This is a genomic window from Microbacterium sp. STF-2 (genome assembly GCF_034650155.1).
In the GTDB taxonomy this organism is placed as follows: Bacteria; Actinomycetota; Actinomycetes; order Actinomycetales; family Microbacteriaceae; genus Microbacterium; species Microbacterium maritypicum_A.
This window is the reverse complement of the sequence record NZ_JARKMW010000002.1, coordinates 270,518-295,633: the sequence shown is the minus strand read 5'-3', so window position 1 is coordinate 295,633 and position 25,116 is coordinate 270,518. Positions and strand designations below refer to the sequence as shown.

The following is a 25,116-nucleotide window of genomic DNA, read 5'->3' as shown; positions in this document are numbered from 1 at the left end:
GAATCCGCTAGTTCACGCGGAGATCGTCGCGGCTTCCGGGCGTCCCATCCGCCAGACGCTCGGCACCATCAGGGTGGCCAGCGCGATCACCGCGTACACGGCACCCGAGGCGATGAGCACTGTCGCGGGGTCGGCATGTGTGATCAGCCAGCCGTACACGAGCGTGCCGATCGGCATCACGACGAAGCTGCCGAGCATGTCGTAGCTCGACACCCGGGAGAGCTTCTCGCCGGGGATGTTCTCCATCATCGCGAGGTTCCACCCCGTGCTGAAGACCTCGGCCCCCGCCCCCGCGATGAACGCGGCCATGGCGAGCAGGACCACCGCGGGGTGCACGCCCAGGATCGTCACGGGGATCGCGAAGGCGGCCATGCCGATCATGCCGTAGCGCAGCGGTCGTCGCAGCGGGAACCACATCAGCAGCAGCGTCATCAGCAGCACACCGGCGCCCTCGGCGCTCACGACCCAGCCCCATCCGGTAATGCCGAGCAGATCGTTGTTCTTCGCGATGTACGGGCCCACGACACCCCAGGCGCCGACGTGGATGGCGTTCATGACCATGAAGGCCAGCACGATCGTCCACAGCCATGAGCGACTCCAGAACTCCCGCCATCCGATGCGGAGGTCGTGGAACATCGTGGTGCCGCCCGCGTGCGACGGGGGAGGGAGCTTCACCAGGGCCAGCACCGGGATCGCGATCACCCATCCGGTCGCCTGCACGACCATCGCCCAGGCCGGGCCCGCGGTCGCCACCAGGACGCCCGCGATGATCGGGCCGCCGATGGTCACGGCTGAGCGCACGAAGGACAGCATCGCGTTCGCCTGCTGCAGATGCTCGGGAGTCGTGAGCTGCGGGATGATGCCCTGCATCGCCGGCAGCACGAACGCCGTCGAAGCGCCGTTGACGATCGAGAGCATCACGAGGAGCGGGATCGTGGCGTTGCCGGTGAACAGGAGCGCGGCGATCGTGCCGATCGACAGGATGTCGACCACATAGCAGGCCTGGATGATCAGCGCCCGGGGGAGTCGGTCGGCGATCACGCCGCCGAACAGCACGAACACGATGTTGCTCACCGTGAAGGCGGCGAGCACGAAGGACAGCGATCGCGCGTCGTTGTCGATCTCCAGGACCGCGAAGGCGAGGGCGATCGAGGACATCGACCCGGCGATCATCGTGATCGCCCGGGCGAGGAAGAACCAGCGGAAGTTGCGGTCCTGCATCGCGGCGAGCCCGCGGCTCACCTCACGACCTCGCTCCTGTGCACCCGGCTATCCTGCCACGGGCGGGAGTCGTTCGAATCGCGCAGACGGTTGCATCCAGATCCTGGACACAGCCACGTGCGCGATTCGAAAGGTCAGTAGCTGGCGCGGGAGGAGTCGTCGGTGGCGATGAAGCGCGCGGCCAGAGCCTCGGACGCCCGTGCGAGCAGAGCGACATCCGCCCCGACGGCCACGAAGTCGGCACCGGCGGCGAAGTAGGCGTCGGCGGTTGCAGGGTCGAACGCGTTGACGCCGACGGCTTTACCTGCCGCCTTGACCGCGGCGAAGACCTTCTCGACGGCAGCCGTGACCTCGGGGTGGGTCTGCTGGCCGAGCAGGCCCATCGACGCGGACAGATCGGAAGGGCCGACGAAAACCGCGTCGACGCCGTCGACCGCGGCGATGTCGGCTGCGGCCTCGACGCCCGCCGCCGTCTCGATCTGCACCGTGAGCGAGATGTGCTGCGCCGATTCCTGCAGGTAGCGATCGACACGGTTCCAGCGCGCGCTGCGGGCGAGGGCGCTGCCCACTCCGCGCACGCCCTCGGGCGGGTAGCGGGTGGCCGCGACGGCGGCGCGGGCCTCGTCTGCGGAGGAGACCATCGGCACGATCAGGTTCTGCGCTCCGAGGTCGAGGATCTGCTTGATCGCGACGGTGTCGTTCGACGGCACCCGCACGAGCGGGGCGACCGGGTACGCGGCGACAGCCTGGAGCTGCACGAGCACGGACTCGAGCGTGTTCGCCGAGTGCTCCATGTCGATCAGGAGCCAGTCGAGTCCCGACCCCGCGGCGACCTCGGCGAGCAGCGGGCTGCCGGAGCAGACCCACATGCCGACGAAGGGGCGATCGGAGTCCGCGATCTGCTCGCGGAACGAAGGGGCTAGACGAAGCGGCATGCAATTGTTCCCATCGGTCCGTAATCGCACAGCACCTCGTCGCCACGCGACACCCACATCGGGCGTGTGAACGATCCTGCCAGGATGATCTCTCCGGCCTCGAGACGCGCGCCGTGCTGATGGAACTTGTTCGCGAGCCAGGCGACCCCGGTGGCCGGGTGACCGAGCACCCCGGCGGCGACACCGGTCTCCTCGATCTCACCGTTGCGGGAGAGGACACCGGGAACCCAGCGCAGGTCGATCTCATCGGGGCGCTTGCGCACGGTGCCGAGCACCATCGCGCCGTACGCCGCGTTGTCGCTGATCGTGTCGACGATCGTGCGGCCCTCGAGCTCGATGTGCGAGTTCAGCACCTCGAGCGCGGGGACGGCGTAGTCGATCGCCGCGAGAGCGTCGTCGAGGGTGCAGTCGGGGCCCTCGAGCGGGGTCTTCAGCACGAAGGCGAGCTCGACCTCGATGCGCACGTTCGAGAAGTGGTCGACCGGGATATCGGCTCCCGAGTCGTAGACCGTGTCGTCGAACATCACCCCGTAGTCCGGCTCGGTGATGCCCGTGGCCTGCTGCATCGCCTTCGAGGTCAATCCGATCTTGCGACCGACGAGTCGACGGCCCGCGGCGATCTGCGAGTCGCGCCAGACCCCCTGGATCGCGTAGGAGTCCTCGACCGTGGCCTCCGGGTACCGAGCCGTGATGCGCGGGATCACGGAGTGCGTGCGGTCGGCCTCCGCGAGTTCCGCCGCGATCTGCGTGATCGTCTCTGCTGACAGCATCCGTGCCCCCTTAGAGCTGGTGGCCCAGCTTGTACTCGCCCTGCTTGTACTCGGGCATGTCCTTGTCGTCGTCCGCACGCGTGTACGAGAAACCATCGGCGCCGATCGTGACCGCCATCTCGGAGTCGTCGGTACGGGCCACGACCGGCTGCGGGTTGCCGTCGAGGTCGAGGACCAGCGAGGCATCCGTGTACCAGGACGGGACGACGGGGTTGCCCCACCAGTCGCGACGCTGGTTGTCATGGACGTCCCACGTGATGACCGGGTTGTCGGGGTCGCCCGTGTAGTAGTCCTGCGTGTACACCTCGACGCGGTGGCCGTCGGGGTCGCGCAGGTAGAGGTAGAAGGCGTTCGAGACGCCGTGACGCCCGGGGCCGCGCTCGATCGAGTCGGAGCGGCGGAGCGCGCCGAGCTTGTCGCAGATCGCGAGGATGTTGTGCTTCTCGTGGGTCGCGAAGCACACGTGGTGCATGCGGGGGCCGTCGCCGCCGGTCATGGCCGTGTCGTGCACCGTGGGCTTGCGGCGCATCCAGGCGGCGTAGACGGTGCCCTCGTCGTCCTGGATGTCCTCCGTGACGCGGAATCCGAGATCCTGCATGAACCCCACGGCGCGCGGCACATCGGGGGTGACCTGGTTGAAGTGGTCCAGCCGCACCAGCTCGCCGGGGATGTGCAGGTCGTAGCGCCACGACATCCGCTCGACGTGCTCTGTCGCGTAGAAGAACTCGTAGGGGAAGCCGAGCGGGTCGACCACGCGCACCGAGTCTCCGATGCCCGTGACGAAGCCGTTCTCATCGCGTCGCACATCGCAGCCCAGCTCGGTGTAGAACTCCACCGCGCGGTCGAGGTCTTCGGGAGTGCGGACCCGGTACGAGAAGGCGGCCACGGCGGCGATCGGGCCCTTGCGCAGCACCAGGTTGTGGTGGATGAACTCCTCCGTCGACCGCAGGTAGATCGCCTCGTCGTCCTCCGCGGTCACGTACAGGCCCAGGATGTCGACGTAGAACTGCCGCGAGGCCGCGAGGTCGGTGACCACGAGCTCCATGTACGCGCAGCGGAGGATGTCCGGCGGCGAGCTCTGCGGCGTCGCGATGGGGTTCTCGGAGCGGATCGGCGCCTCCTGGGAGACGTAGAAGCCGGAGGAGGTCAGGGTCATGTCGTCGCGGTGTGTCATGTCAGCGTCCTTGCGTGAGGTTCCGGTCGCACTCTCTGTCGCATCCGCGTCGGTGGGGCGGCGGAGAGTGCGACCGGAACGAGACAGTGGGTCAGTTCTTGCCGAAGGTCGGGTTGTGGGCGGGTCCGAGCGTGATGTGCACGCTCTGCTGGTCGGTGTAGAAGTCGATCGAGCGGTAGCCGCCCTCATGACCGAGACCCGAGGCCTTCACGCCGCCGAACGGGGTGCGGAGGTCGCGCACGTTGTTGCTGTTCAGCCACACCATGCCGGCCTCGACCGACTGCGCGAAGTTGTGCGCCCGCTTGAGGTCGTTGGTCCAGATGTAGGCGGCGAGTCCGTACTTGGTGTTGTTCGCGAGCGACAGCGCCTCCTCGTCGGAGTCGAACGGCGTGATCGCGACGACGGGTCCGAAGATCTCCTCCTGGAAGATCCGGGCGTCGGGGGAGACGTCGGCGAACACGGTCGGCGCGACGAAGTTGCCCTCCTCGAAACCCTCGGGACGACCGCCGCCGGCGACGAGGCGGCCCTCGGTCTTGCCGATCTCGACGTAGCTCATGACCTTCTCGTAGTGCTCGGGGTGAACGAGGGCACCGACCTCCGTGGCGGGGTCGTGCGGGTAGCCGACCTTGACGCGCTTCGCCTGAGCGGCGTAGCGCTCGACGAACTCCTCGTAGATCGAGCGCTCGACGAGGATGCGGGATCCAGCCGTGCAGCGCTCGCCGTTGAGGGAGAAGACGCCGAAGATCGTGGCGTCCACGGCGGCCTCGAGGTCGGCGTCGGCGAAGACCACGGCGGGCGACTTGCCACCGAGCTCCATCGACAGCCCCTTGAGGAACGGCGCGGCGTTGCCGAAGATGAGCTGTCCGGTCGAGCTCTCACCCGTGAAGGAGATGAGCGGCACGTCGGGGTGCTTCACGAGCGCGTCGCCCGCGTCCTCGCCGAGGCCGTTCACGAGGTTGAAGACGCCCTTCGGCAGCCCCGCCTCCTCGAAGATGCCTGCCCAGAGGGACGCGGAGAGCGGCGTGAACTCGGCAGGCTTCAGCACGACCGTGTTGCCGGTCGCGAGCGCGGGACCGAGCTTCCACGACTCGAGCATGAAGGGCGTGTTCCACGGTGTGATGAGCCCGGCGACGCCGATCGGCTTGCGGTTGACGTAGTTCATCTGGCGCCCTGGCACCTTGAAGGCGTCGTCGGACTGCGCGACGATCAGGTCGGCGAAGAAGCGGAAGTTCTCGGCGGCGCGACGGGCCTGACCCAGTGCCTGCGTGATCGGGAGGCCCGAGTCGTACGACTCGAGCGCGGCCAGACGCGCATCGCGCGACTCGACGATGTCGGCGATCTTGTGCAGCACCCGCGACCGCTCGCGGGGGAGCATGCGCGGCCAGGGGCCCTCATCGAACGCGCGCTTCGCGGCGGCGACGGCGAGCTCGATGTCGGCCTTCTTGCCCGCTGCGGCCGTCGTGTACGCCTGGTTGGTGACCGGGTCGAGCACGTCGAACGTGTCTCCATCGACGGAGTCGACGAATGCGCCGTCGATGTAGTGCTGGATGTGGTCGGGGAGGTCGGCGGGGATGCGCGAATCGGTCATGAGAATTCTCCGGTCGTCTGGGCAGAAGTCGTCTGGTCGGAAGTCGTCTGGGTGGAACGGGCGTGCAGCGCGTCGAGGAACGCGTCCATGGTGCGCCAGCGGTGGTTGCGGGCGGCGAGTTCGATCTCGAGAGGGTCGGCACCCGCGCGGATGAGATCGAGGATCTCGGTGTGCTCCTCGACCGAGTGCTGGGCGCGTCCGGGGATCGATGCGAACGTCGTGTCGCGGATGCCGGAGAGCCGCGACCAGCCGCGGTGCACGAGATCGAGCAGATGCGGGTTGGGGCACGGCTCGAACAGCACCGAATGGAACTGGCGGTTGAGCTCGGTGAAGGCGTGGGCGTCGAGTTGGTCGAGCATCTGCGCCATCCGCTCGTTGATGCGGGTGGCCTCATCGAGGGCGGCGTCGTCGAGAAGGGGAGCGGAGAGCGCGGTGGCGCAGCCTTCGACGAGGCCGAGCGTCTGCATGGTGTGGGCGTATTCGCTCTCGTCGACGAGGGTCACGCGTGCGCCGACGTTGCGCTCGAACGTCACGAGTCCTTCGGCTTCGAGGCGGCGGATGGCTTCGCGCACCGGGACGACGCTCATCTGGAGGTCGTCCGCGATGGATCCCAGCACCAGACGATATCCAGGGCTGAACATATGACCCGTGATGCGGGAGCGGAGCCACTCGTAAGCCACCTCGGACTTGCTGGCCGCCGTCGTGGTCATCGTGCGCTCCGATCGCCGGCGCTCCGGTCCGAGATGGCCTCCTCGTAGCGGGCTCGCCACTCGGCGTTCAGAGGGAACAGCCCGTCGACGGGGTGGCCGGCGGCCACCTGCTCGGCGATCCAGGCATCTTCGATCTCCTGCGCGACGGCGCTCGCCGCGACCTCGGCAGCCAGCGCCGGGGGGATGACGATCACGCCGTCGCTGTCGCCGACGATGATGTCGCCCGGCTGCACGGTCGCGCCGCCGCAGGAGATCGTGACGTCCACATCCCATGGCACGTGCTTGCGGCCGAGCACGGACGGATGCGCGCCCTGCGAGAACACGGGGAGACCGATCTCGGCCACGGCGTCGAAGTCGCGGACGCCCCCGTCGGTGACGACCCCGGCCGCTCCGCGGACCTTCGCGCGCAGGGCGAGGATGTCGCCGAGGGTGCCGGTCGTGGCATCCTCTCGGGCTTCGATCACGATGATCTCGCCCTCTTCCACGGCGTCGAACGCGCGCTTCTGGGCGTTGTAGCCGCCGCCGTGGGAGGCGAAGAGGTCTTCGCGGAACGGCACGAAGCGCAGCGTCTTCGCGGTGCCGACGATCTTGCTGCCGGGGATGTTCACGGACACGCCGTCGATGAAGCAGGAGTGGTGTCCACGCTTGCGGAGCTGCGCCGACAGACCGGCCGTCGGCGCCTCGAGGAGCTGGGCGCGCAGCTCGGGGGAGAGCCCGTGCGTCTTCTCGAGGGGCGGCAGGCCTGCCTCCTCGCGAGAGCCCCACGCTTCTGTACGCTGCAGGTCGTCGACGGCGGGGAGCGATCCGAGGTCGCCGTCGAAGGGCATCTCGCCCTGCGTGACGGTGGTGATGAGACGGCCCGAGGTCGGAGCGCCGGGGGCCTCCGGGGCATCCACCTCGACCTCGACGACGTCGCCAGGGACGATGACCGAAGAACCGGCGGGAGTGCCGGTGAGGATCACATCGCCGGGCTCGAGCGTGAAGTGCTGGGACAGGTCGGCCACGAGCTGCGCGAGCGGGAAGATGAGGCCGGCGGTGGTGTCCTCCTGACGGAGCTCTCCGTTCACCCAGGCGCGCACCCGGAGGGCGGCGGGGTCGACCGTGCGGGCGTCGATGAGGTCGGGGCCGAGCGGCGTGTATCCGTCGCCGCCCTTGGAGCGGACGTTCGAGCCCTTGTCGTTCGCGCGCAGGTCGTACAGGCCGAGATCGTTCGAGGCGGTGACCCAGCCGACGTGGTCCCAGGCGTCGTCGAGCGAGACCCGGCGGGCGGGAGTACCGATCACGAGAGCGATCTCGCCCTCGAAGGCGAGCAGCTCGGTGCCGGCAGGGCGCTCGACGGTGCCACCGGAGACGCCGACCGAGCTGGCCGGCTTGAAGAAGTAGGAAGGGGAGGCAGGGCGCCTGCCGCGCTGGTCGGCGCGCGAGGCATAGCTCAGGTGGATCGCGATGATCTTGCCGGGGCGGGTGATGGGGGCCGTCACGGGGCGCCTCCTTGCGCTCGTCTGCGATGTCGTGCGTGACGCCTTGTGCGTCGTATTCGAAATCATATATCATCGGTTCACCCCTCGGCAAGCACTTCGGATCCGCTCCGCTGCACGCCGTGACAATGCGGTCACAACCAAAGGAGACACCCCATGAGTGGGCAGTCACAGGCTGGGTTCACGCCCACCGGAACCATCGCGACAGCGGCCGATCGGCGCCGTGTCGTGTTCGCCACCGTCGTCGGCACCACGGTCGAGTGGTACGACTTCTTCATCTATGCCACGGCCGTCGGGCTCGTGTTCGGTCAGCTCTTCTTCGCCCCGCTCGGCGAGAACAGCGCCCTGATCGGCTTCGCCACGGTCGGTGTCAGCTTCCTGTTCCGTCCCCTCGGCGCCTTCCTCGCCGGCCACTACGGCGACAAGCTCGGGCGCAAGGCCGTGCTGATGTGGACGCTGATCCTGATGGGTGCGGCCACCGCCCTCATCGGCATCCTGCCCACGTACGAGACCATCGGACTGATGGCGCCGATCCTGCTGGTGCTGCTGCGCATCGTGCAGGGCATCTCGGCAGGCGGTGAGTGGGGCGGTGCCGTGCTGATGGCCGTCGAGCATGCGCCCCGCAAGAAGCGCGGCATCTTCGGCGCGTCCCCGCAGATCGGCGTGCCTCTCGGCCTCCTGCTCGCCTCCGGTGTGATGGCGCTCATGACGGTGATCGCCCCCGGCGACCAGTTCCTCGCGTGGGGCTGGCGTGTGCCGTTCCTGCTCAGCGTGGTGCTGATCCTCGTTGGGTACTACGTGCGCCGCAAGGTCGAGGAGAGCCCGGTCTTCACCGAGCTCGCCGCGCGCAAGGAGAAGGCGCGGATGCCGATCGCGCAGCTGTTCCGCAAGCATCTGCTGCTCGTGATCATCGCCGCGTTCGTGTTCGCCGGCAACAACGCCGTGGGCTACATGACCACGGGCGGATACATCCAGGGGTACGCCACGGACCCTGCCGGCCCCATCGGCCTCGAGCGCGGCCCCGTGCTCTGGGCGGTCGCCGGATCCGCGGTCACCTGGCTGCTCACCACGCTCCTCGCGGGGTGGTTGTCCGACCGCATCGGCCGCCGCACGACGTACATCGTCGGCTGGGCGCTGCAGCTGGTCGGCGTGTTCACGCTGTTCCCGCTGGTCAACACCGGCGAGATCGGCCTGCTGTTCGCCGGGTTGGCGATCCTCACGATCGGCCTCGGATTCACCTACGGTCCGCAGGCGGCGCTGTACGCCGAGCTGTTCCCCGCGAGCATCCGGTTCTCCGGTGTCTCGATCTCGTACGCGATCGGCGCCATCGCCGGCGGTGCGTTCGCCCCGACGATCGCGACGGCCATCGTGAAGGCGACCGGCTCGACGGGGGCCGTCACCTGGTATCTGGCCGGAATGACCGTACTGGGTCTCGTCGCGACCCTGCTGCTCCGCGACCGCTCGGGCATCCCGCTCGGACCGGATCATGAGGAAGAGCAGTCCGTCAGCCCGATCTACGGACTCGCCAAGGCCTGACCTCGCACGGATGGCATGACGTGCTCCCGTCGCGCTTCCTGTCGTCTGCCATACGGCGACGACAGGAACCGCGGCGGGAGCTTCGTCTCGAGGGCTGCGCGCGCGTCAGCCGTCGAGAGCGTCGCGGATGTCGGACGCCGCCTGTCGGAGTCGCGCGGCGATCTCGGCATCGTCGAGGTCTGTTGCCACGTGCACGACGGCGATCGCGGCCGGGCGCTGTCCGCGCAGGGTGAGCGGGACCGCGACGGACTGGACGGTGGGGATGACCTCGTCGTGGCTCGTCGCATAGCCGCGGGCACGCGCCGCATCGACGTCGGCAGGAAGCGATGCGGGAACCTCCTCCGGCCATTCCGCGACCGGCACCTGAGCGAGGATCGCTTTCCCGGGGGCGCCGACCGACACCGGGTGCCGGGCGCCGGGGCGTTGGGCGACGCTCGCGACCGCGTGCCGAGGCTCGACGCTGGCCAGCGTGATGCACTCGGTGCCGTCGAGGACGGCGAGGAAGCATGTCATGCCGAGTTCGTTGGCGATCGCCGTGAGCTCGGGAAGCGCCTCGGCCTGCAGGTCGTGCGCGACCCCGGCCGCGAGTGCTGCCATGCGCGCCCCGAGATTCACCGCTCCGGAGGCGTCGCGCGTGACCAGCCCGTGGTCTTCGAGCGTGCGCAGCAGGCGATACGCGATGGAGCGGTGCACACCGAGACGGGACGCGATCTCGTCGATCGTCAGGGGGCCGCGGGCATCGGCGAGTACCTCGAGGATGCGGATGCCGCGACTGAGAGTCTGGGAGGCGGGCGAGGGGATCGTGCTGTCGGGCATGCGGGTGCTCCCTTGCGATCGCGGACGGCGCGGTTTAGGCTGTGTTCAATAGTAGAACGGTGTGTTCGAATATAGAATACGATGGCGTCGGGTGCAAGACCCGATGAACCACCTCCGACAGACACACCCGACGATGACGTCCGGAAGGAATCGACGACGATGCAGTTCCACCACCACGGCTACGTCTCCGCTGACCCGCGCGTGCAGGGCGCCGCCGGCATCGGGGTCGCCCGGCCCGCCGACCTCCCCGACGAGATCGATGTGCTCATCGTCGGCTCGGGGCCTGCGGGGATGCTGCTCGCCGCCCAGATGGCGCAGTATCCCGACATCTCCACCCGCATCATCGAGAAGCGCGACGGGCGCCTTCCGCTCGGCCAGGCCGACGGCATCCAGCCGCGCAGCGTCGAGACGTTCCAGGCGTTCGGTTTCGCCGAGCGGATCATCGCCGAGGCGTACAACATCGGCTGGATGAACTTCTGGGGCCCGAACCCGGACAAGCGCGACGAGATCGTCCGCACCTCGCGCACCTCCGACTACGCCTACGACATCTGCGAGTTCCCGCACCTCATCGTCAACCAGGCCCGCGTGCTCGACTACTTCGCCGAGGCCGCGGCGAACGGGCCCGGCCGGATCGTGCCCGACTACGGGGTCGAGTTCACCGGCCTCACGGTGCACGACGAGGGGGAGTACCCCGTCGAGGTCGGCATCCGCTACGTCGCGGGGGAGCGCTCGGGCGAGGAGCGGACCATCCGTGCCAAGTTCGTCGTCGGCTGCGACGGCGCCCGCAGCGGTGTGCGTCAGGCGATCGGCCGCACGCACGTGGGCGCCTCGGCCGCGCACGCCTGGGGCGTCATGGACGTGCTCGTCAACACCGACTTCCCGGACTGGCGCACCAAGTGCGCGATCAACTCCGAGGCGGGCAACATCCTGCACATCCCGCGGGAGGGCGGATACCTCTCGCGCATGTACATCGACCTGGGCGAGGTCGCAGACGACGATGACCACCGCGTACGGCAGACGCCGATCGAGGAGATCATCCGCCGCGCGAACGAGATCCTGCACCCGTACACGCTCGATGTCCGCGAGGTCGCCTGGCACAGCGTGTACGAAGTCGGTCACCGGGTCACCGACGGGTTCGACGACGTGATCGACGGTTCGGGACGCACGCCCCGGGTGTTCCTCACCGGCGACGCGTGCCACACGCACAGCGCCAAGGCGGGCCAGGGCATGAACGTGTCGATGCAGGACGGCTTCAACCTCGGGTGGAAGCTCGGCTCGGTGCTCTCGGGCCGTGCCCCGGAAGCCCTGCTGGCCACGTACGGTGCCGAGCGGCGGCCCGTGGCGCAGCAGCTGATCGACTTCGACCGCGAGTGGTCGAGCCTGATGGCGCGGAAGCCCGAGGAGATCTCCGACCCCAACGAGCTGGCGACCTACTACCTCGCCACGGCCGAGTTCCCGTCGGGGTTCATGACGCAGTACACCTCGTCGATGATCACCGGAACCGACCGGCACCAGGATCTGGCCGTGGGTTTCCCGCTCGGGAAGCGCTTCAAGTCCGCCGAGGTCGTGCGCGTGGGCGACGGCAACGTGGTGCACCTCGGGCACCACGCGAAAGCCGACGGCCGCTGGCGGGTGTACGCATTCGGCGACCGCACCGGTGAAGGGCTCGCCACATGGGCGGAGGCGGCCGAGCCGCTGCTCGCGCGCTTCACGCCGGAGGACGCCGACGTCGATGCCGTCTTCGATGTCAAGGCGGTCTATCAGCAGCCGTTCGAAGAGGTCGAGGTCACCTCGGCTCCCGCGCTGTTCCAGCCGAAGACCGGGCCGCTCGGACTGACCGACTGGGAGAAGGTGTACGCGGCGGGCCCCAGCAAGTGGACCGAGACCGACATCTTCGCCGCGCGCGAGCTGTCGCGCGACGGCGTGGTGGTCGTGGTGCGGCCAGACCAGTACGTGGCAGCGATCCTGCCGCTGTATGACACGACCGAGCTGGCCGACTTCCTCGAGGGGGCGCTGCTTCCGGCGCGTTGAGGTCCCGGGCTCCGCTCCGCGTCCGGCGGAGATCCCCTCGACGGGCGGAGCGTCGGCCCCGGTCGTTCCGCCCGAGGGTGAGTTCTCCTCCCGGGGCTGCGGGGCGCCTGGACATGACACGTGTCACGTCCAGGAGATGACACCGCCCTCCGGCGCCACCGCCCGCATCGGACGAGGCTGGAGGCATGAACAACTCCTCCGTGGACGGGACGGCGACGCGGGCCTCCGCTCGACCGGTGACCGCCGCCCCGACCGATGAACCCGTGGTGCTCGAGCTGAGCGCCGTGAAACGACACTTCGGCACGGGCGACCGCCGGGTGCAGGCTGTCGACGGGGTCGACCTGTCGATCCGACGTGGCGAGGTCGTCGCGCTGCTGGGACCGAACGGTGCGGGCAAGACCACCACGCTCGACATGCTTCTCGGGCTCACCGAGCCCAGCAGCGGCACCGTGCGGGTGCTGGGGACGACACCGCAGCGCGCCACTTCCAGCGGTTCGATCGGGGCGGTGCTGCAGACCGGGGGCCTGCTCGGCGACCTGACCGTCGGAGAGACGGTGCGGCTGATCGCTTCTCTCCACGGTGCCGACGCCCTCGACCGGGTGGACGATGTCATGGCCCGCGCCGACCTGGAGCATCTCGCCCGCCGAAGGGTCTCGAAGTGCTCCGGTGGTGAGCAGCAGCGCGTGAAGTTCGCGCTCGCGATGGTGTCCGACCCCGACATCCTGGTGCTCGACGAGCCCACGGCGGGAATGGACGTCACAGCCCGGCGGCGCTTCTGGGATGTCATGCGGGCGGATGCGGATGCCGGGCGCACGATCGTCTTCGCCACCCACTATCTCGAGGAGGCCGAGCAGTTCGCACGCCGCACCGTGGTGATGCATCGCGGGACGGTCGTCGCCGACGCCCCCACCGCGCTGTTGCGCGCCAGTCTCGGAGAGCGGACCGTCTCGGCGACGGTCGACGAAGACGCGGATGCGCTCGTCGCCCTGCTGAGCGCGGCCGATGGTGTCGCGGGCGTGCGGCTCGACGGCGATCGACTCAGCCTGCGCACCGCTGACTCCGACGCCGCCGCCCGCATCCTGCTCGACAACGGTGCCCATGACCTGGAGATCGCCGCGCCCACCCTCGAGACCGCCTTCACGGCACTGACGGAGAACTGACATGCTCGTCTCACCCACCATGCTGCGCATCGAATGCCTCCGCCAGCTGCGCAACCCCTATACGCTCGCGTTCACTCTGGCGATGCCGGTCGCGATGTACCTGCTGTTCGGTGCCGGAATGGGCTATGGCTCGCTCTCTGCCGGTCACGGGAACGTCTCCTTCTACGTGATGACCTCGATGGCGGCCTATGGCACGGCGGTCGCCATGAGCTCGCTCACGTCGCTCGCCGCGACGGAGGCCAAGCAGGGGTGGGGACGCCAGCTCGCGATGACCCCGCTCACGACGGCCGGATACGCGGTGACGAAGCTGCTCACCGCGGTCGCCTTCGCGGCGCTGGCGCTGGTGGCGGTGTTCACCGCCGGGATGATGACCGGTGCCGAGGCGGAAGACGCCTGGCGCTGGGTCGCGACGGCGGGCATCATCCTCGGGATCGGCCTCATGTACGGACTCTTCGGTCTCGGCGTCGGACTGTTCTTCAGCTCCGACTCGGCAGCGGCCCTCGCCTCGATCTCGATGACGTTCTTCGCGTTCTTCGGCAACGTGTTCATGCCGCTCGACGGTGTGATGCTCGACATCGCGCGCTTCACCCCCCTGTACGGCTTCGTCGCCCTGAGCCGGTGGCCCCTCACCGACGGGACGCTCACGACGGGACAGACCGATCCGCTCTGGATGCTGTTCCTCAACGTCGCCGTCTGGCTCGTGCTGTTCGCCCTCCTCGTCATGATGGGGATGAAGCGCTCCCGGGCGCGGCAGTAGCGGCCCCGACGGCGGCACAGGGCGACAGTAGGTTGGACGGATGACGCGACACACGAACCCGGAGAGTCCAGAGACGCCAGGGTCCGCCCGTGAGGCCGCGTCGTTCGCGGCGGCGGGCGCGGCCCCGGCGGCATGGGCGGCTTCCGGAGCGCGCAGCGCTACGGGGAAGGACCCGTGGGCGCGGTTCGGCTGGCTGATGGCCGTGATCTGGCTCGTGTTCCTCGTCTATCCGGTGATCGCGCTGCTGCGCTCGGAAGCGCCGGTCCCGTGGGTCGTGGTGGGGTGGGCTGCACTGGTCGCGTTCGTCGTGCTGTACGTCACCGGTTTCATGCACGGGATGCGGGGCGGCGGCGGACTGGGTCGCGCACCCTCGCGGAGGCAGTGGATCACGTTCGTCGCACTGATCGGGTGCGTCGTGATCTCGATCCCGGCGGAGGGAGGATCGGCGCTCAGCTTCCTGCCGTTCCTCATGTCGTTCGCCTCCTACGGGCTGACGCGCCTGTGGCACTGGATCACGACGATCGCCGCGGTCACGGTGACGGCGTTGTGCGTCTTCCTGCTTCCTGGGGGGATCAGCTATCTGTCCGTGCTCGCGATCGTGGCGCTGCTCGGCGTGGTCAACACGGTGTCGACGTGGCTCATCCTGCGTTCGGCGGAGGCGGAGAGGCTCGGCCTCGAGCTGGCGACGAGCGAGGGGCGTGAAGCGGTGGCCCGCGACGTGCACGACCTGATCGGGCACTCGCTGACCGTCGTCGGGCTCAAGGCGCAGCTGGTGCGGCGGCTGATGGACTCCGATCCCGAGCGGGCCAAGGCCGAGCTGGCCGACATCGAACGGCTCACGGCGGAGGCGATCGCGGGCGTCCGCTCGACGGTGGCCGGCGCGCGAGGGACCACGCTCGTGGAGCAGCTCGCCTCTTCTCGCGACTCGTTCCGTGCGGCGGACATCGCTCTGCAGGTCGAGGGGGAGCCGAGCGCGCTGTCGCCGGTGCAGGCGATCACCGCGAGCTGGATCCTCCGCGAGGCGACCACGAACACGCTCCGGCATTCTCGTGCTCGAACGGTTCGGGTGAGGTTGCTCCCCGGACGCCTGGTGGTGGAGGACGACGGAGTGGGTGTCGGCCTGGTGGAAGGCAACGGCATCCGCGGCATGCGTGAACGCGCGGCGGCGGCCGGTGCGTCGTTCGTCCTGGGGCCCGTCGGCGACGCGGGCACACGCGTGGAGGTGACCTGGTGAACGCATCGAGCCGCGACATCGGCATCCGCTTGCTGATCGCCGACGATCAGGCTCTCGTGCGGGGCGCGCTCGGGGCGTTGCTCGAGTTGGAGCCCGACCTCACCGTGGTCGGCATGGCCGCGGACGGGGCGGAAGCCGTGCGGCTCGCGGAGGAGCTGCGACCGGACGTGTGTCTCATGGACATCCAGATGCCCGGGGTGGACGGAATCGATGCGACACGGCGCATCCGTGAGGTGAGCACGGGGACGCGCATCCTCGTCGTGACGACGTTCGCGCGTCCCGGCTACCTGCGCTCCGCTCTGGACGCCGGTGCCAGCGGCTTCATCGTGAAGGACACCCCCGCCGAGGAACTGGCCGAGGCGGTGCGACGCGTGCAGTCCGGACTGCGTGTCCTCGATCCGGCGCTCGCCGCAGACAGCCTGTTCGACGGTGCGAACCCCCTGAGCGATCGGGAACGACAGGTGCTGCGACTCGCCGTGGACGGCCGTTCCGCCGCGATGATCGCCGCCGAGGTGTTCCTGTCAGCGGGAACCGTGCGCAACCACCTCTCCGCGGCGATCGGGAAGACCGGGGCGGCGAACCGTGCGCAGGCGGTGCGGATCGCCCTCGACAAGGGGTGGATCTGAGGGGCGGTTCGCTCACTGTCGAATGTCGCTGGTCGAATGTCGCTGGTCGAATGTCGCTGGTCGAATGTCGGTGCTCACGCGTACCGTTGGCGGCGACGGGCGACGGCGCCCGACAGGAGGAGCACCTGATGGACTGGAAGATCGAACTCATCTTCGTGCCGGTCACCGACGTGGACCGCTCGAAGGCCTTCTACGAGAAGATCGGCTTCAACGCCGATTGGGACCAGACGCCCACCGAGGGGCTGCGCTTCGTGCAGATGACGCCACCGGGGTCGGCATGCTCGATCGCGTTCGGCACCGGCCTGGGCATCGACCTCGAGCCGGGCAGCCAGAACACGATCCAGGTCGTGGTCCCGGATGCCGATGAGGCGCTCGCCCACCTGCAGGGTCTGGGCGTCTCCGCCCGCGGGGTGCAGGAGCTGGACTGGGGGCGTTTCGTATCGTTCGACGACCCGGACGGCAACTCCTGGACGCTGCAGCAGCTCCCCGACTATGGAGCGTAGGACCCGGCGTCGGCGACGATCTCGATCTTGAAGCCGGAGGCGTTCTCGAGCCACCCGGCGTAGTGCCGGTCGCCGCCGGCGTGCGGCAAGCGGTCGGCGTAGAGCGGATCCCAGCCGTGGGCGGGTGCTTGCGCCATGAGCGCATCGACGGCAGCGCGCGCACCGCCGTGGAACGCGAGATGGTTGAGTCCGGGACGTCGGCGGTCGTGCGTCGGGCCCGACAGATTCGGAGACGTCGTGAGAGTGAGGTAGGCGCTGTCGGCGACCCACGATTCACCGCCGGGCCATTCGCTGTCGAGCGTGAAACCGAGGCGCTGGAGGATCCAGCGCCATTCCGCGCGTACCGCGTCGAGATCGGCGATCCACAGTTCGACGTGATGGAAACCCGGCATGGTCCGAGTCTGCCAGGGGAGAGCCGGCGGAGCGGACGATGCCCGTGGTGGTTCGAAGCTCCCGCGACGACGCTCCGGCAGCCGTTCTCCGTGCCACCCGCCACCGGCATTCACCTCGAGGTCACGAGCCGGTCATCCGACGCCCGTACCGTCGCGACGGACCGCGCTTCGAAAGGACCTCCTCGCAATGACCTCCCCCTCCCGGCCGAAGCGAGGACGACTCGCTCTCCTCGGCGCCGCCATCGCTCTCGCCGGAATCCTCGTGGGCCCGCCCGCACATGCGGCGGACGGATCGCTCGCGGTCGACTCCCCGAGCATCGCGATCGACGAAACCGTGACCTTCACGTTCGATGCCGGCACGGCTGTTCACGACCGCAACTGGATCGGGATCTATCGCGACGGCGTGGTGCCCGGTGGTCCGGCGTCTCTGGACTGGCGATACGTTCCCACCGCGGCGGGTGAGGTCACCTGGAACCCTTCGACGCGTGAGGGGTGGACCCGCAACTCGTCGACGATGGGAGCGGGGGAGTACGACGTCTATCTCCTCGAGGACGACGGCTACAACGTGCTCGCCGGACCCATCGACCTCACCGTCACGGACGATGACGCCGAGCCGCCCGTCACGCCTGCTGAGCCGAAGCCGGAGATCGAGGGGAAGAGCGGCCTCAACGTGCTGACGTTCAATGTGTGGCACGGCGGCACGCAGGTCGCCGACGGGGCACGGCAGATCGCCGACATCATCACGCAGACCGATGCCGATGTGACGTTCCTGCCCGAGGTGGGTCAGGCTCCCGCCCAGGTCGCGGCACTGCTCGGGTATCAGCACCTCACTGCGACCGACACCGGCATCGTCTCGCGGTATCCGATCCTCTCGACCGACACGGTCGGGCGCTGGTGGTCGAAAGCGGTGCTCGATGTGAACGGCTCCGAGGTGGTCGTCTACGGCGGTCACCTGGAGTACCGCTGGTACACGACCTACCTTCCGCGGGGGTACGGCGGCGAGGTCCTCGGTGACTGGCCGGCCGGCTGGAACACCTGGAGCAAGCTCGGCGCTCCCGTGACCGATGTCGAGGCGATCCTGAAGGCGAACGAGCAGTCCGGCCGCCCCGCTGCGGCTGCGGATCTCGTCGCCGACATCGACGCCGAGCGAGCGGCGGGACGACTCGCCATCGTGGGCGGAGATTTCAACGAACCACCCTCGCAGGACTGGACGGCTGCCACCGCCGGTCTCTTCGATCACAACGGCGTCGTCGTCCCCTGGCAGACGACCCAGAGGCTGCTCGACGGGGGATTGGTCGACGCCTTCCGCACGGTGCACCCCGACCCGGTGGCGAACCCGGGCTTCACCTGGCCTTCGGACAACCCCCTGTTCCCCACGTCATCGCTCACCTGGGCGCCGGAAGCGGATGAGCGCGACCGTATCGACTACATCTTCGCGACGCCGGACCGGCGGCTCTCGATCGACGGAGCGGCCGTGGTCGGTCCACAGTCGACCATCGTGCGCAACGCGCGCGTCGTCGACGACAGCGCCGATGAGATCTTCACTCCGGATGCCGTCTGGCCCTCCGATCACAAGGCGGTCCTGGCGAACTTCACGGTCTGCGACGAGGGGTGCGCGAAGCCCGAGCCCGAGCCCGAGCCCGAGCCCGAGCAGCCGAACGTGCAGCTCGGCGCGGCCTCGGTCGCTGCCGGAAGCGACGTCACGATCTCGGGTACCGATTTCCCCGCCACGACCGCGCTGCGGATCGAGCTGCGTTCGACTCCGATGCCGCTCGGGACGGCGACGACGGATGCGTCGGGCGCGTTCCGTGCGACCGTCACCGTTCCCGCGGACGCATCCCCCGGGGCTCACAGCATCGTCGTCATCGACCCCGATGGTGCGGAGACGACCGTCGCGCTCACCGTGACCGCTTCTATCGGTGGCGAATCGCCAGGGGGTACCCCGGGCGGCGCACCCGGCACCGGGGGAGCCGCAGCCCCCGGATCCGGGGGCGGGACGGTGAAGAGTGACAGCCTCGCCACCACCGGTGCCGACAGCATGCCGTTGCTCCTCGGCGGAGCGCTGCTGCTCGGCGTGGGGCTGGGCCTCGTCGTGTGGCGACGGCGTCGGCGTCACGGTTGATCCGACGGGCGGTGCCGGCCCGGCCTCAACGTCGTGCCGGCATCGCCCGATACCGATCCCGATACCGATCCCCGGAGCAAATGCGCCGAGGTCAGGAGTTCACGCGGATGATCTCCTGCTGGTAGGGCGCGATCACGTCGCCGGAGATGCGCAGATCGAGGAGCAGGAAGGGGCGCGTCGCCGGGTCCTCTTCCGCCCAGCTCGCGAGGCGTTCGAGGTCGGAAAGCGCGCGCACCACCACGCCCTCAGCGCCGACCGCAGCGCCGAATGCCGCGAAGTCGACCTCGGGAATGCGCATCGGGCCCTCCGCCAGCCCCTTGAGACCGTAGAGGTTCACCTCGGCACCGTAGGCGGCGTCGTTCCAGACCACGGCCATGCCGCGGCCGCCGGCAGCACGCACCGCGGATTCCAGATCCGCGATCGCCATGAGCCCACCGCCGTCGCCCGATGTCAGCACCACGGTCGATTCCCGTCGTGCCAACGCCGCACCGACCACGCTCGGCCAGCCCTGCCCGATCGACTGGAACGCGGTGCCGACCATCATCATGCGGTCGGGAGCGGCGACCGGCCAGTACATGTTCGCCCACCCGATGAAGTGTCCGCCGTCGGACACCACGACGCGGTCTTCCGGGAGCAGCTCGGCGATGCGGCGGGCGGCGGAGCGCGGGTCGAGGCGTCCGTCCGGAGCGAGCTCGTCGCCGGCATCGTACGTGCGCGCGGACGCGACATCGACCGTCTCGCGCCACGGGCTCGCCGATCCGGCCGACCCGATCCTGGCGGCGAGGTCCTCCGCGGCCAGCCGGGCGTCGGCACGCACGAAGCCTCCGACGTGCGCGTGTGTCGCAGCCGGTGCGATGTCGATCTGGAAGACGCGCGTGCCCGGAGCGAACAGTTCGCCGAACCGCATCGTGAACTGGTTCAGCGCGGCACCGAACACGACGACGACGTCGGCGGAGCGCACGAGCTCCATCGCGCCATCGGCACCGAAGCCGCCGGTCACACCGAGGTCGTAGCGCGTGTCGGGGAACACCCCGCGGCCGAGAGCCGACGATGCGGTGAGGGCTCCCGTCATGGCGGCAAGTTCTCCCAGCGCGGCGCTCGCTCCGGACAGCCACGCGCCGCGACCGGCGAGCAGGAACGGCCGCTCGGCACCTGCCAGCGCGGCGGCGATCTCGTCGAGCATCGCGTCGGCGAACTCCCCGCGCGGGGGGAGCGGAGCGGGAATGCGCGGAGACGGCGCCTCCGGGACCTCGCCCGCCTCGAGCGCCGCGACGTCGTACGGGATCGCGAGGACGACAGGCACCCGGTAGGTGAGGGCGTGCTCGATCGCGATGACGGTGGTGGCGGCGGCGTCCGCACGCCCCACGGTATAGGTGCGGGCACCCACGGCGGAGGCGAGAGCGATCTGGTCGACGTCCCAGGGGCGGGGACCGGACGTGGGCTCGTCTCCGACGACGAGGACGAGCGGCACGTGCGCCTGCACGGCTTCTGCGAGCGCGGTCAGGGTGTTCGTGAAACCGGCGCCGTACGTCGACGTGCCGGCGGCGATCCGACCCGACGCCCGGAAATGGGCGTCGGCCGCGACCACGGCACCCTGTTCATGGCGGACAGCGGTGAACACGGCATCCGTCTGCGTCTCGATCGCGTCGAGGAAGTAGGCGTTGCCATTGCCCATCACCCCGAACACGGCGTCGATGTGCTGGGCGAGAGTGAGGGCGACGTGCGCGGACACGGTGGGCATGCGAAAGCCTTTCGAGACAGGGACGGAGGTAGTGCGGAATCCGTATGTGTCTCGCCTCTGCGTCTTCGCGGAGTGCTTCGTGCCTCTTTTTCAGGCACCGGCCGGGCCGGACCCGCTCAGTCTACCGGCGGGAGACCTTTGCGGAATGCGGGAGAATGCAGGAATGACTGATGCAGAGATCGAGCGCGAGACACTCACCTGGGACGGCTTCGGAGCGGCGACGCGCGATCTGGCACGGAACATCCTCGACAGCGGCTTCATGCCCGAGGTCGTCGTGGCCATCGCGCGCGGCGGACTCCTCCCGGCAGGCGCGATCGCCTACGGTCTCGGCGCCAAGAACTGCGGAGCGATCAACGTCGAGTTCTACACCGGCATCGGCACCGTGCTCGACGCACCGGAGGTGCTGCCTCCCGAGCTCGACATGGCGTACCTGGACGGACGCCGCGTGCTGCTCGTCGACGATGTCGCGGATTCGGGTCGCACGCTCGCCCTGGCCGTGCAGCTGCTGAAGGACAAGGGGGCCGACGTGAGGTCGGTCACGATCTACACCAAGCCGTCGACGATCATCGAGCCCGACTTCGCCTGGAAGGACACCGACCTCTGGATCGACTTCCCGTGGTCGTTCCGTGGAACCGTCCGCGAAGAGGATCAGGGGCTCGCGCCCTCCGCCTGAGCCTGCTGCGCGGGGGTCACGCGTGCAGCAGCGAACGCAGCGTCTGGATCGTGTCGGCCTCGACTGCGGTTTTGTCGGTGCGGTATCCCTTCACGCGAGCGAATCGCAGCGCGATGCCTCCCGGGTATCGCGGTGAGCGCTGCACGCCGTCGATCGCGATCTCCACGACGAGCTCGGGGCACAGGAACACGGTCGACGCGGTGCGGTGCGACTCGTGCTCGGGGAACTCCGCGGTCTGCCACCTCAGCAGTTCATCGGTGAGCCCCTTGAACGTCTTGCCGACCATGACGAACCCGCCGGGATCACCGAACTCGCCCTCCGGGTCGCGGGCCCCCAGGTGCAGGTTCGAGAGCCAGCCGCGACGGCGGCCGGAACCCCACTCCGCGCCGAGGACCACCAGATCGAAGGTCAGCACGGGCTTGACCTTGACCCACGACTTGCCTCGGCGACCGGCCGCGTAGGGCGCGTCGATCGCCTTGACCACGACACCTTCGTGGCCCGCGGCGAGGGCCTCGCGCGAGAGACGTTCGGCGGCTTCGGCATCGTCTGTCACTATGCCGGGCATCCGCCAGTCGCCGGCCACGCGTTCCAGTTCGGCCAGCCGCACGGACAGCGGCTCGTCGATCAGGTCGCGTCCATCCACGTGCAGCACATCGAAGAACCAGGGCCGCAGCACCAGCTCCCGCGAGACCTCGGCGCTGAACCGTGACATGGTCTCCTGGAACGGGCGCGGCCCGCCGTCCTCGTCGAGCGAGAGCGTCTCGCCGTCGAGGATCAGGTCCTCCGCCGGGAGGGACCGCACGATCTCGACGATCTCGGGCACGCGGTGCGTGATGTCGGCGAGGCTGCGGGTGTAGACGCCGACCTCGTCGCCGTGTCGATGCACCTGGATGCGGGCGCCGTCGAGCTTGTACTCGACCGAGGCTCGGCCGGTGACCTCCAGGGCGGCGGACGGCGTCGCGGCGGTGGCCGCCAGCATCGGGAGGACGGGGCGCCCGACCTGAAGTCCGATGGCCTCGAGGGCATCGGCGTCGTCGGCGAGGGCGACCCGCGCGGTCTCCCCGAGGTCACCGGAGAGCATGGCGGCGCGACGCACGAGGGCGAGGGGGCGGTCGGCTGCTCTCGCGATCGAGTCGAGGAGCACGCCGGACAACGCCCCCGTGCGGAGTTCGCCGAGCATGGCGCGGACCAGGAAGTCCCACTCCGCCGCCGTGGCGCGCGACGCGAGCTCGACGAGGATGCCCGTGCGGGTGGCCATCGAGCCGGAACCGGACGCTGCGGCGAGGGCGTCGAGCGAGGCGTCGACATCGCCCACGGTCAGCGCGGGATCGTCGGCGTGCGCGATCTCGATGGCCGTGAGTCCCCGCCATCCGACGCCGAGTCGGCCCTGACGTGGGGAGGCCAGCAGCAGTCCCACGAGCGTCGCGATCTCATCTGGGGCGGATCGCGCCAGCAGTCGCGCCAGGGCATCGACCTTCGTGAGACGGGACGCCGTGGCGGAGACCTCTTCTGTCGTGGTGACGACCTCGGAGAGCATCATCCCGGTATTGTCGCACCGGCCACCGACGCTGGACAGGAGACGGATTCAGGCCGATGCGCCGATTCAGGCCGATCGTCGCCCGAACTGCCTGATGCGGCGCGAGTGCCTGATGCCGCGTGAATCGTGTCCCCGCTCGGGCACGCGTGAGCGGGGCGGCGCGTCAGCGCCCGCGGAACTCGGGCTTCCGCTTCTCCTGGAAGGCCGCGAAGCCCTCGCGGTAGTCGTCGGTGTCGCACAGCGCGGCCTGCGCGGCGTTCTCGATGCCGACAGCGTCCCACAGCGCGAGCCGCTCGTCGCGGATGCGGGCGATGATCTCCTTGCTCGCCAGGAACGCCGCCGTGGCGCCGCGCGCCGCCGTCGCTGCAGCATCCGTCGTCGCCTGCACGACCTCGTCATCCGGGAACACGCGCGAGAACAGGCCCGATGCCACGGCCTCCGCGCCACTCATGAGGCGGCCCGTGTAGATCAGGTCGAGTGTCTTGTGCGCCCCGAGGCGATCGAGGAACAGGGCATGGCCGCCGGAGTCGAGTGTCGCGCCGAGTGCCGCGAACGGGGAGCCGATCTTCGCAGACTCGGCTACGTACACGACATCGGTCGCGATCAGGAGGCCGAGGCCGACCCCGAGGCACGCTCCGTGCGCGACGGCGAACGTCGGCGCGGGAAACCGGGACATCCTCTGCAGCAGCGGCGTCACACGTCCGCCGAGATAACCGAGCACATCGTCATCCCGCGGGTCGACGCCGGAGATGTCCCGCCCAGCGCAGAACCCGGGTCCTTCGCCACGGAGCACAAGGGCCCGCACGCCCGCCGTCGCCGCCTCGATATACGCGGTGTCGAGTTCCGCCAGCGCCTGTTCGTCGAGGGCGTTCCGCTTCGACGGCGCGTTCAGCACGATCGTGGCGACGTCGTCGGCGATGGTGAGGTCGATCATGGGGCCTCCGGGGTCAGACGTCGTAGTCGACGACCACGCGGTCGCTGGTCGGGTGGGACTGGCAGGTGAGCACGAATCCGCGTTCGAGCTCGTCGGGCTCGAGCGCGTAGTTCTCGGTCATGGTCACGCTGCCCTCGATCACGCGCGCGCGGCACGTGCCGCAGACGCCGCCCGCGCAGGCGAACGGAGCGTCGGGCCGCACGCGCAGCGCCGCGTTGAGCACCGACTCGTGTGCATCCACCGGGCTCTCCACGGTCGAGGAGACACCGTCGAGCGTGACCTCGATGCGCACGGTCTTCTCGCCGGCGCGCACCTGCACCGGCCGGGCCGCACGTGCCGGTTCATCACCGGTCGTGAACAGCTCGAAGCGGATGTGCGAGCGATCGACCCCGACATCGGCCAGCACCTCGCGACAGAGGTCGACCAGCGCGAGAGGTCCGCACAGGAACCATTCATCGACGGTCATCGGCGGGATGAGGGTGCCGAGGATCGTGCGGAGCTTCTCCTCGTCGATGCGTCCGGACAGCACAGGTGCCGCCCGCTGCTCTCGGGAAAGCACGTGGTGGAGCACGAGCCTCGTCGGGAAGCGGTCCTTGAGGTCGGCCAGGTCTTCGAGGAACATCACGTCGAGCGTCGCGCGGTTCGTGTAGAGCAGGGTGAACCGCGACGTGTCCGACCGGTTCAGCACCGTGTGCGCGAGTGCCATCAGCGGCGTGATGCCGGAGCCGGCGGCGATCCCCACCACATGGCGGTCGTCGAGGTCGTCGAGCGCCGAGGTGAAGGTGCCCTGCGGGCTCATGACGTCGATCTCGAAGCCGGCGTGCAGGCCTGTCTGCGCCCACGTGGAGAAGAGTCCGCCCTCGTCGCGCTTCACGGCGACGCTCAGCCGGGTGTCCTGTCCGTCGTCGCGATGCTCCGGTGCGCGGCACAGCGAGTAGGAGCGCCGCACCTCGACGCCGTCGAGGGTGGTGCGCAGGGCGACGTACTGACCGGGAAGGTGGTCGTATTCGTCGGCGAGCGCGGCCGGGACCGTGAACGTCACTTCCACGGCATCCTCGGTGAGCGGACGCACGTCTTCGACGACGAGGGTGTGGAAGCGGGCGCGCTTCCGGGGGGAGGTCGCGCGTGCGGCGGTCGTCCGCGGCGTGGGCGCGGGCGCCGAGGTGAAGAGCGACATG

The 25,116-nt window shown here is 69.2% G+C and carries 22 protein-coding genes; 9 read left to right on the top strand and 13 right to left on the bottom strand.

From position 1 onward, the window contains the following. Positions 1-12 precede the first annotated feature (12 nt). The 7 genes from MicroSTF_RS15325 to MicroSTF_RS15295 form a co-directional block, all read right to left on the bottom strand. Positions 13-1,242, bottom strand: coding sequence for an MFS transporter (locus MicroSTF_RS15325; protein WP_029265849.1), 1,230 nt, complete (start codon positions 1,240-1,242; stop codon positions 13-15). A gap of 113 nt (positions 1,243-1,355) precedes the next feature. Next, positions 1,356-2,156: an HpcH/HpaI aldolase family protein gene (locus MicroSTF_RS15320; RefSeq protein WP_029265847.1), complete on the bottom strand. Its 801-nt coding sequence runs from the start codon at positions 2,154-2,156 to the stop codon at positions 1,356-1,358. Next, positions 2,141-2,926, bottom strand: a complete 786-nt coding sequence (locus tag MicroSTF_RS15315) for a fumarylacetoacetate hydrolase family protein (protein ID WP_029260485.1) — start codon at positions 2,924-2,926, stop codon at positions 2,141-2,143. Before MicroSTF_RS15315 ends, MicroSTF_RS15320 begins: the two co-directional genes overlap by 16 nt. A gap of 10 nt (positions 2,927-2,936) precedes the next feature. Then, positions 2,937-4,100, bottom strand: coding sequence for a 3,4-dihydroxyphenylacetate 2,3-dioxygenase (gene hpaD, locus MicroSTF_RS15310; protein ID WP_021198828.1), 1,164 nt, complete (start codon positions 4,098-4,100; stop codon positions 2,937-2,939). Between the two features lie 91 nt (positions 4,101-4,191). After that, the gene (gene hpaE / locus MicroSTF_RS15305) at positions 4,192-5,688 is read right to left on the bottom strand and encodes a 5-carboxymethyl-2-hydroxymuconate semialdehyde dehydrogenase (protein WP_021198827.1); all 1,497 of its coding nucleotides are present in this window, start codon (positions 5,686-5,688) and stop codon (positions 4,192-4,194) included. After that, a complete protein-coding gene (locus tag MicroSTF_RS15300; protein WP_021198826.1) occupies positions 5,685-6,398 on the bottom strand; it encodes a GntR family transcriptional regulator in 714 nt (237 codons plus the stop codon). The genes hpaE and MicroSTF_RS15300 overlap by 4 nt, the downstream gene beginning before the upstream one ends. Then, positions 6,395-7,879 (bottom strand): fumarylacetoacetate hydrolase family protein, encoded by a 1,485-nt coding sequence (locus MicroSTF_RS15295; RefSeq protein ID WP_036331203.1) that lies wholly within the window; start codon positions 7,877-7,879, stop codon positions 6,395-6,397. The genes MicroSTF_RS15300 and MicroSTF_RS15295 overlap by 4 nt, the downstream gene beginning before the upstream one ends. A gap of 153 nt (positions 7,880-8,032) precedes the next feature. Between MicroSTF_RS15295 and MicroSTF_RS15290 the strand changes: the two genes are divergently transcribed. Continuing rightward, entirely contained in the window at positions 8,033-9,412 is a 1,380-nt protein-coding gene (locus MicroSTF_RS15290; protein ID WP_021198824.1) for an MFS transporter, read from the top strand. Between the two features lie 105 nt (positions 9,413-9,517). On the opposite strand, the gene MicroSTF_RS15285 is transcribed toward MicroSTF_RS15290, so the two are convergent. Then, positions 9,518-10,228 (bottom strand): IclR family transcriptional regulator, encoded by a 711-nt coding sequence (locus MicroSTF_RS15285; RefSeq protein WP_167253342.1) that lies wholly within the window; start codon positions 10,226-10,228, stop codon positions 9,518-9,520. Between the two features lie 159 nt (positions 10,229-10,387). Between MicroSTF_RS15285 and MicroSTF_RS15280 the strand changes: the two genes are divergently transcribed. The 6 genes from MicroSTF_RS15280 to MicroSTF_RS15255 all read left to right on the top strand — a co-directional run bounded on the left by MicroSTF_RS15280 (position 10,388) and on the right by MicroSTF_RS15255 (position 16,539). Further along, on the top strand, positions 10,388-12,259 hold the full coding sequence (locus tag MicroSTF_RS15280; RefSeq protein ID WP_322956845.1) for an FAD-dependent monooxygenase: 1,872 nt from the start codon (positions 10,388-10,390) through the stop codon (positions 12,257-12,259). Between the two features lie 185 nt (positions 12,260-12,444). Further along, a complete protein-coding gene (locus MicroSTF_RS15275; RefSeq protein ID WP_322956843.1) occupies positions 12,445-13,419 on the top strand; it encodes an ABC transporter ATP-binding protein in 975 nt (324 codons plus the stop codon). Position 13,420: 1 nt separating this feature from the next. Further along, positions 13,421-14,176, top strand: coding sequence for an ABC transporter permease (locus tag MicroSTF_RS15270; protein ID WP_322956841.1), 756 nt, complete (start codon positions 13,421-13,423; stop codon positions 14,174-14,176). Between the two features lie 40 nt (positions 14,177-14,216). Then, positions 14,217-15,410, top strand: a complete 1,194-nt coding sequence (locus tag MicroSTF_RS15265) for a sensor histidine kinase (protein ID WP_292763170.1) — start codon at positions 14,217-14,219, stop codon at positions 15,408-15,410. Beyond that, positions 15,407-16,036 (top strand): response regulator, encoded by a 630-nt coding sequence (locus MicroSTF_RS15260; protein WP_399553092.1) that lies wholly within the window; start codon positions 15,407-15,409, stop codon positions 16,034-16,036. The genes MicroSTF_RS15265 and MicroSTF_RS15260 overlap by 4 nt, the downstream gene beginning before the upstream one ends. A 128-nt stretch (positions 16,037-16,164) precedes the next feature. Further along, positions 16,165-16,539, top strand: coding sequence for a VOC family protein (locus tag MicroSTF_RS15255; protein ID WP_021198817.1), 375 nt, complete (start codon positions 16,165-16,167; stop codon positions 16,537-16,539). On the opposite strand, the gene MicroSTF_RS15250 is transcribed toward MicroSTF_RS15255, so the two are convergent. Then, positions 16,527-16,931, bottom strand: coding sequence for a VOC family protein (locus MicroSTF_RS15250; RefSeq protein WP_322956838.1), 405 nt, complete (start codon positions 16,929-16,931; stop codon positions 16,527-16,529). The two genes, MicroSTF_RS15255 and MicroSTF_RS15250, sit on opposite strands and share 13 nt — an antisense overlap. Positions 16,932-17,118: 187 nt before the next feature. Between MicroSTF_RS15250 and MicroSTF_RS15245 the strand changes: the two genes are divergently transcribed. Continuing rightward, entirely contained in the window at positions 17,119-19,053 is a 1,935-nt protein-coding gene (locus tag MicroSTF_RS15245; protein WP_322956836.1) for an endonuclease/exonuclease/phosphatase family protein, read from the top strand. Positions 19,054-19,144: 91 nt separating this feature from the next. Here the strand turns inward: MicroSTF_RS15245 and MicroSTF_RS15240 are convergent, their stop codons facing one another. Continuing rightward, a complete protein-coding gene (locus MicroSTF_RS15240; RefSeq protein ID WP_322956834.1) occupies positions 19,145-20,794 on the bottom strand; it encodes a thiamine pyrophosphate-binding protein in 1,650 nt (549 codons plus the stop codon). Between the two features lie 163 nt (positions 20,795-20,957). Here MicroSTF_RS15240 and MicroSTF_RS15235 point away from each other — a divergent pair, with 163 nt between their 5' ends. After that, positions 20,958-21,467, top strand: coding sequence for a phosphoribosyltransferase (locus tag MicroSTF_RS15235; RefSeq protein WP_322956832.1), 510 nt, complete (start codon positions 20,958-20,960; stop codon positions 21,465-21,467). 16 nt (positions 21,468-21,483) lie between these two features. On the opposite strand, the gene MicroSTF_RS15230 is transcribed toward MicroSTF_RS15235, so the two are convergent. The 3 genes from MicroSTF_RS15230 to paaE all read right to left on the bottom strand — a co-directional run bounded on the left by MicroSTF_RS15230 (position 21,484) and on the right by paaE (position 25,115). Then, a complete protein-coding gene (locus MicroSTF_RS15230; RefSeq protein WP_322956830.1) occupies positions 21,484-23,007 on the bottom strand; it encodes an ATP-dependent DNA ligase in 1,524 nt (507 codons plus the stop codon). Between the two features lie 160 nt (positions 23,008-23,167). After that, a complete protein-coding gene (locus tag MicroSTF_RS15225) occupies positions 23,168-23,938 on the bottom strand; it encodes an enoyl-CoA hydratase/isomerase family protein (protein WP_322956828.1) in 771 nt (256 codons plus the stop codon). Positions 23,939-23,951: 13 nt separating this feature from the next. Beyond that, positions 23,952-25,115 carry a 1,2-phenylacetyl-CoA epoxidase subunit PaaE gene (gene paaE, locus MicroSTF_RS15220; RefSeq protein ID WP_322956826.1) on the bottom strand — a complete coding sequence of 388 codons (1,164 nt, stop codon included), beginning with the start codon at positions 25,113-25,115 and terminating at the stop codon, positions 23,952-23,954. Between the last annotated feature and the right edge of the window lies 1 nt (position 25,116).

Bases quoted from the DNA above. Each gene is read 5' to 3' on its own strand.
- MicroSTF_RS15290 (WP_021198824.1), top strand. From the start codon at position 8,033: ATGAGTGGGCAGTCACAGGCTGGGTTCACGCCCACCGGAACCATCGCG.
- MicroSTF_RS15225 (WP_322956828.1), bottom strand. From the start codon at position 23,938: ATGATCGACCTCACCATCGCCGACGACGTCGCCACGATCGTGCTGAAC.
- MicroSTF_RS15280 (WP_322956845.1), top strand. From the start codon at position 10,388: ATGCAGTTCCACCACCACGGCTACGTCTCCGCTGACCCGCGCGTGCAG.
- hpaD (WP_021198828.1), bottom strand. From the start codon at position 4,100: ATGACACACCGCGACGACATGACCCTGACCTCCTCCGGCTTCTACGTC.
- MicroSTF_RS15230 (WP_322956830.1), bottom strand. From the start codon at position 23,007: ATGATGCTCTCCGAGGTCGTCACCACGACAGAAGAGGTCTCCGCCACG.
- paaE (WP_322956826.1), bottom strand. From the start codon at position 25,115: ATGTCGCTCTTCACCTCGGCGCCCGCGCCCACGCCGCGGACGACCGCC.
- MicroSTF_RS15235 (WP_322956832.1), top strand. From the start codon at position 20,958: ATGACTGATGCAGAGATCGAGCGCGAGACACTCACCTGGGACGGCTTC.
- MicroSTF_RS15285 (WP_167253342.1), bottom strand. From the start codon at position 10,228: ATGCCCGACAGCACGATCCCCTCGCCCGCCTCCCAGACTCTCAGTCGC.
- MicroSTF_RS15265 (WP_292763170.1), top strand. From the start codon at position 14,217: ATGACGCGACACACGAACCCGGAGAGTCCAGAGACGCCAGGGTCCGCC.
- MicroSTF_RS15320 (WP_029265847.1), bottom strand. From the start codon at position 2,156: ATGCCGCTTCGTCTAGCCCCTTCGTTCCGCGAGCAGATCGCGGACTCC.
- MicroSTF_RS15250 (WP_322956838.1), bottom strand. From the start codon at position 16,931: ATGCCGGGTTTCCATCACGTCGAACTGTGGATCGCCGATCTCGACGCG.
- MicroSTF_RS15275 (WP_322956843.1), top strand. From the start codon at position 12,445: ATGAACAACTCCTCCGTGGACGGGACGGCGACGCGGGCCTCCGCTCGA.
- MicroSTF_RS15300 (WP_021198826.1), bottom strand. From the start codon at position 6,398: ATGACCACGACGGCGGCCAGCAAGTCCGAGGTGGCTTACGAGTGGCTC.
- MicroSTF_RS15255 (WP_021198817.1), top strand. From the start codon at position 16,165: ATGGACTGGAAGATCGAACTCATCTTCGTGCCGGTCACCGACGTGGAC.
- MicroSTF_RS15270 (WP_322956841.1), top strand. From the start codon at position 13,421: ATGCTCGTCTCACCCACCATGCTGCGCATCGAATGCCTCCGCCAGCTG.
- MicroSTF_RS15240 (WP_322956834.1), bottom strand. From the start codon at position 20,794: ATGCCCACCGTGTCCGCGCACGTCGCCCTCACTCTCGCCCAGCACATC.
- MicroSTF_RS15245 (WP_322956836.1), top strand. From the start codon at position 17,119: ATGACCTCCCCCTCCCGGCCGAAGCGAGGACGACTCGCTCTCCTCGGC.
- hpaE (WP_021198827.1), bottom strand. From the start codon at position 5,688: ATGACCGATTCGCGCATCCCCGCCGACCTCCCCGACCACATCCAGCAC.
- MicroSTF_RS15315 (WP_029260485.1), bottom strand. From the start codon at position 2,926: ATGCTGTCAGCAGAGACGATCACGCAGATCGCGGCGGAACTCGCGGAG.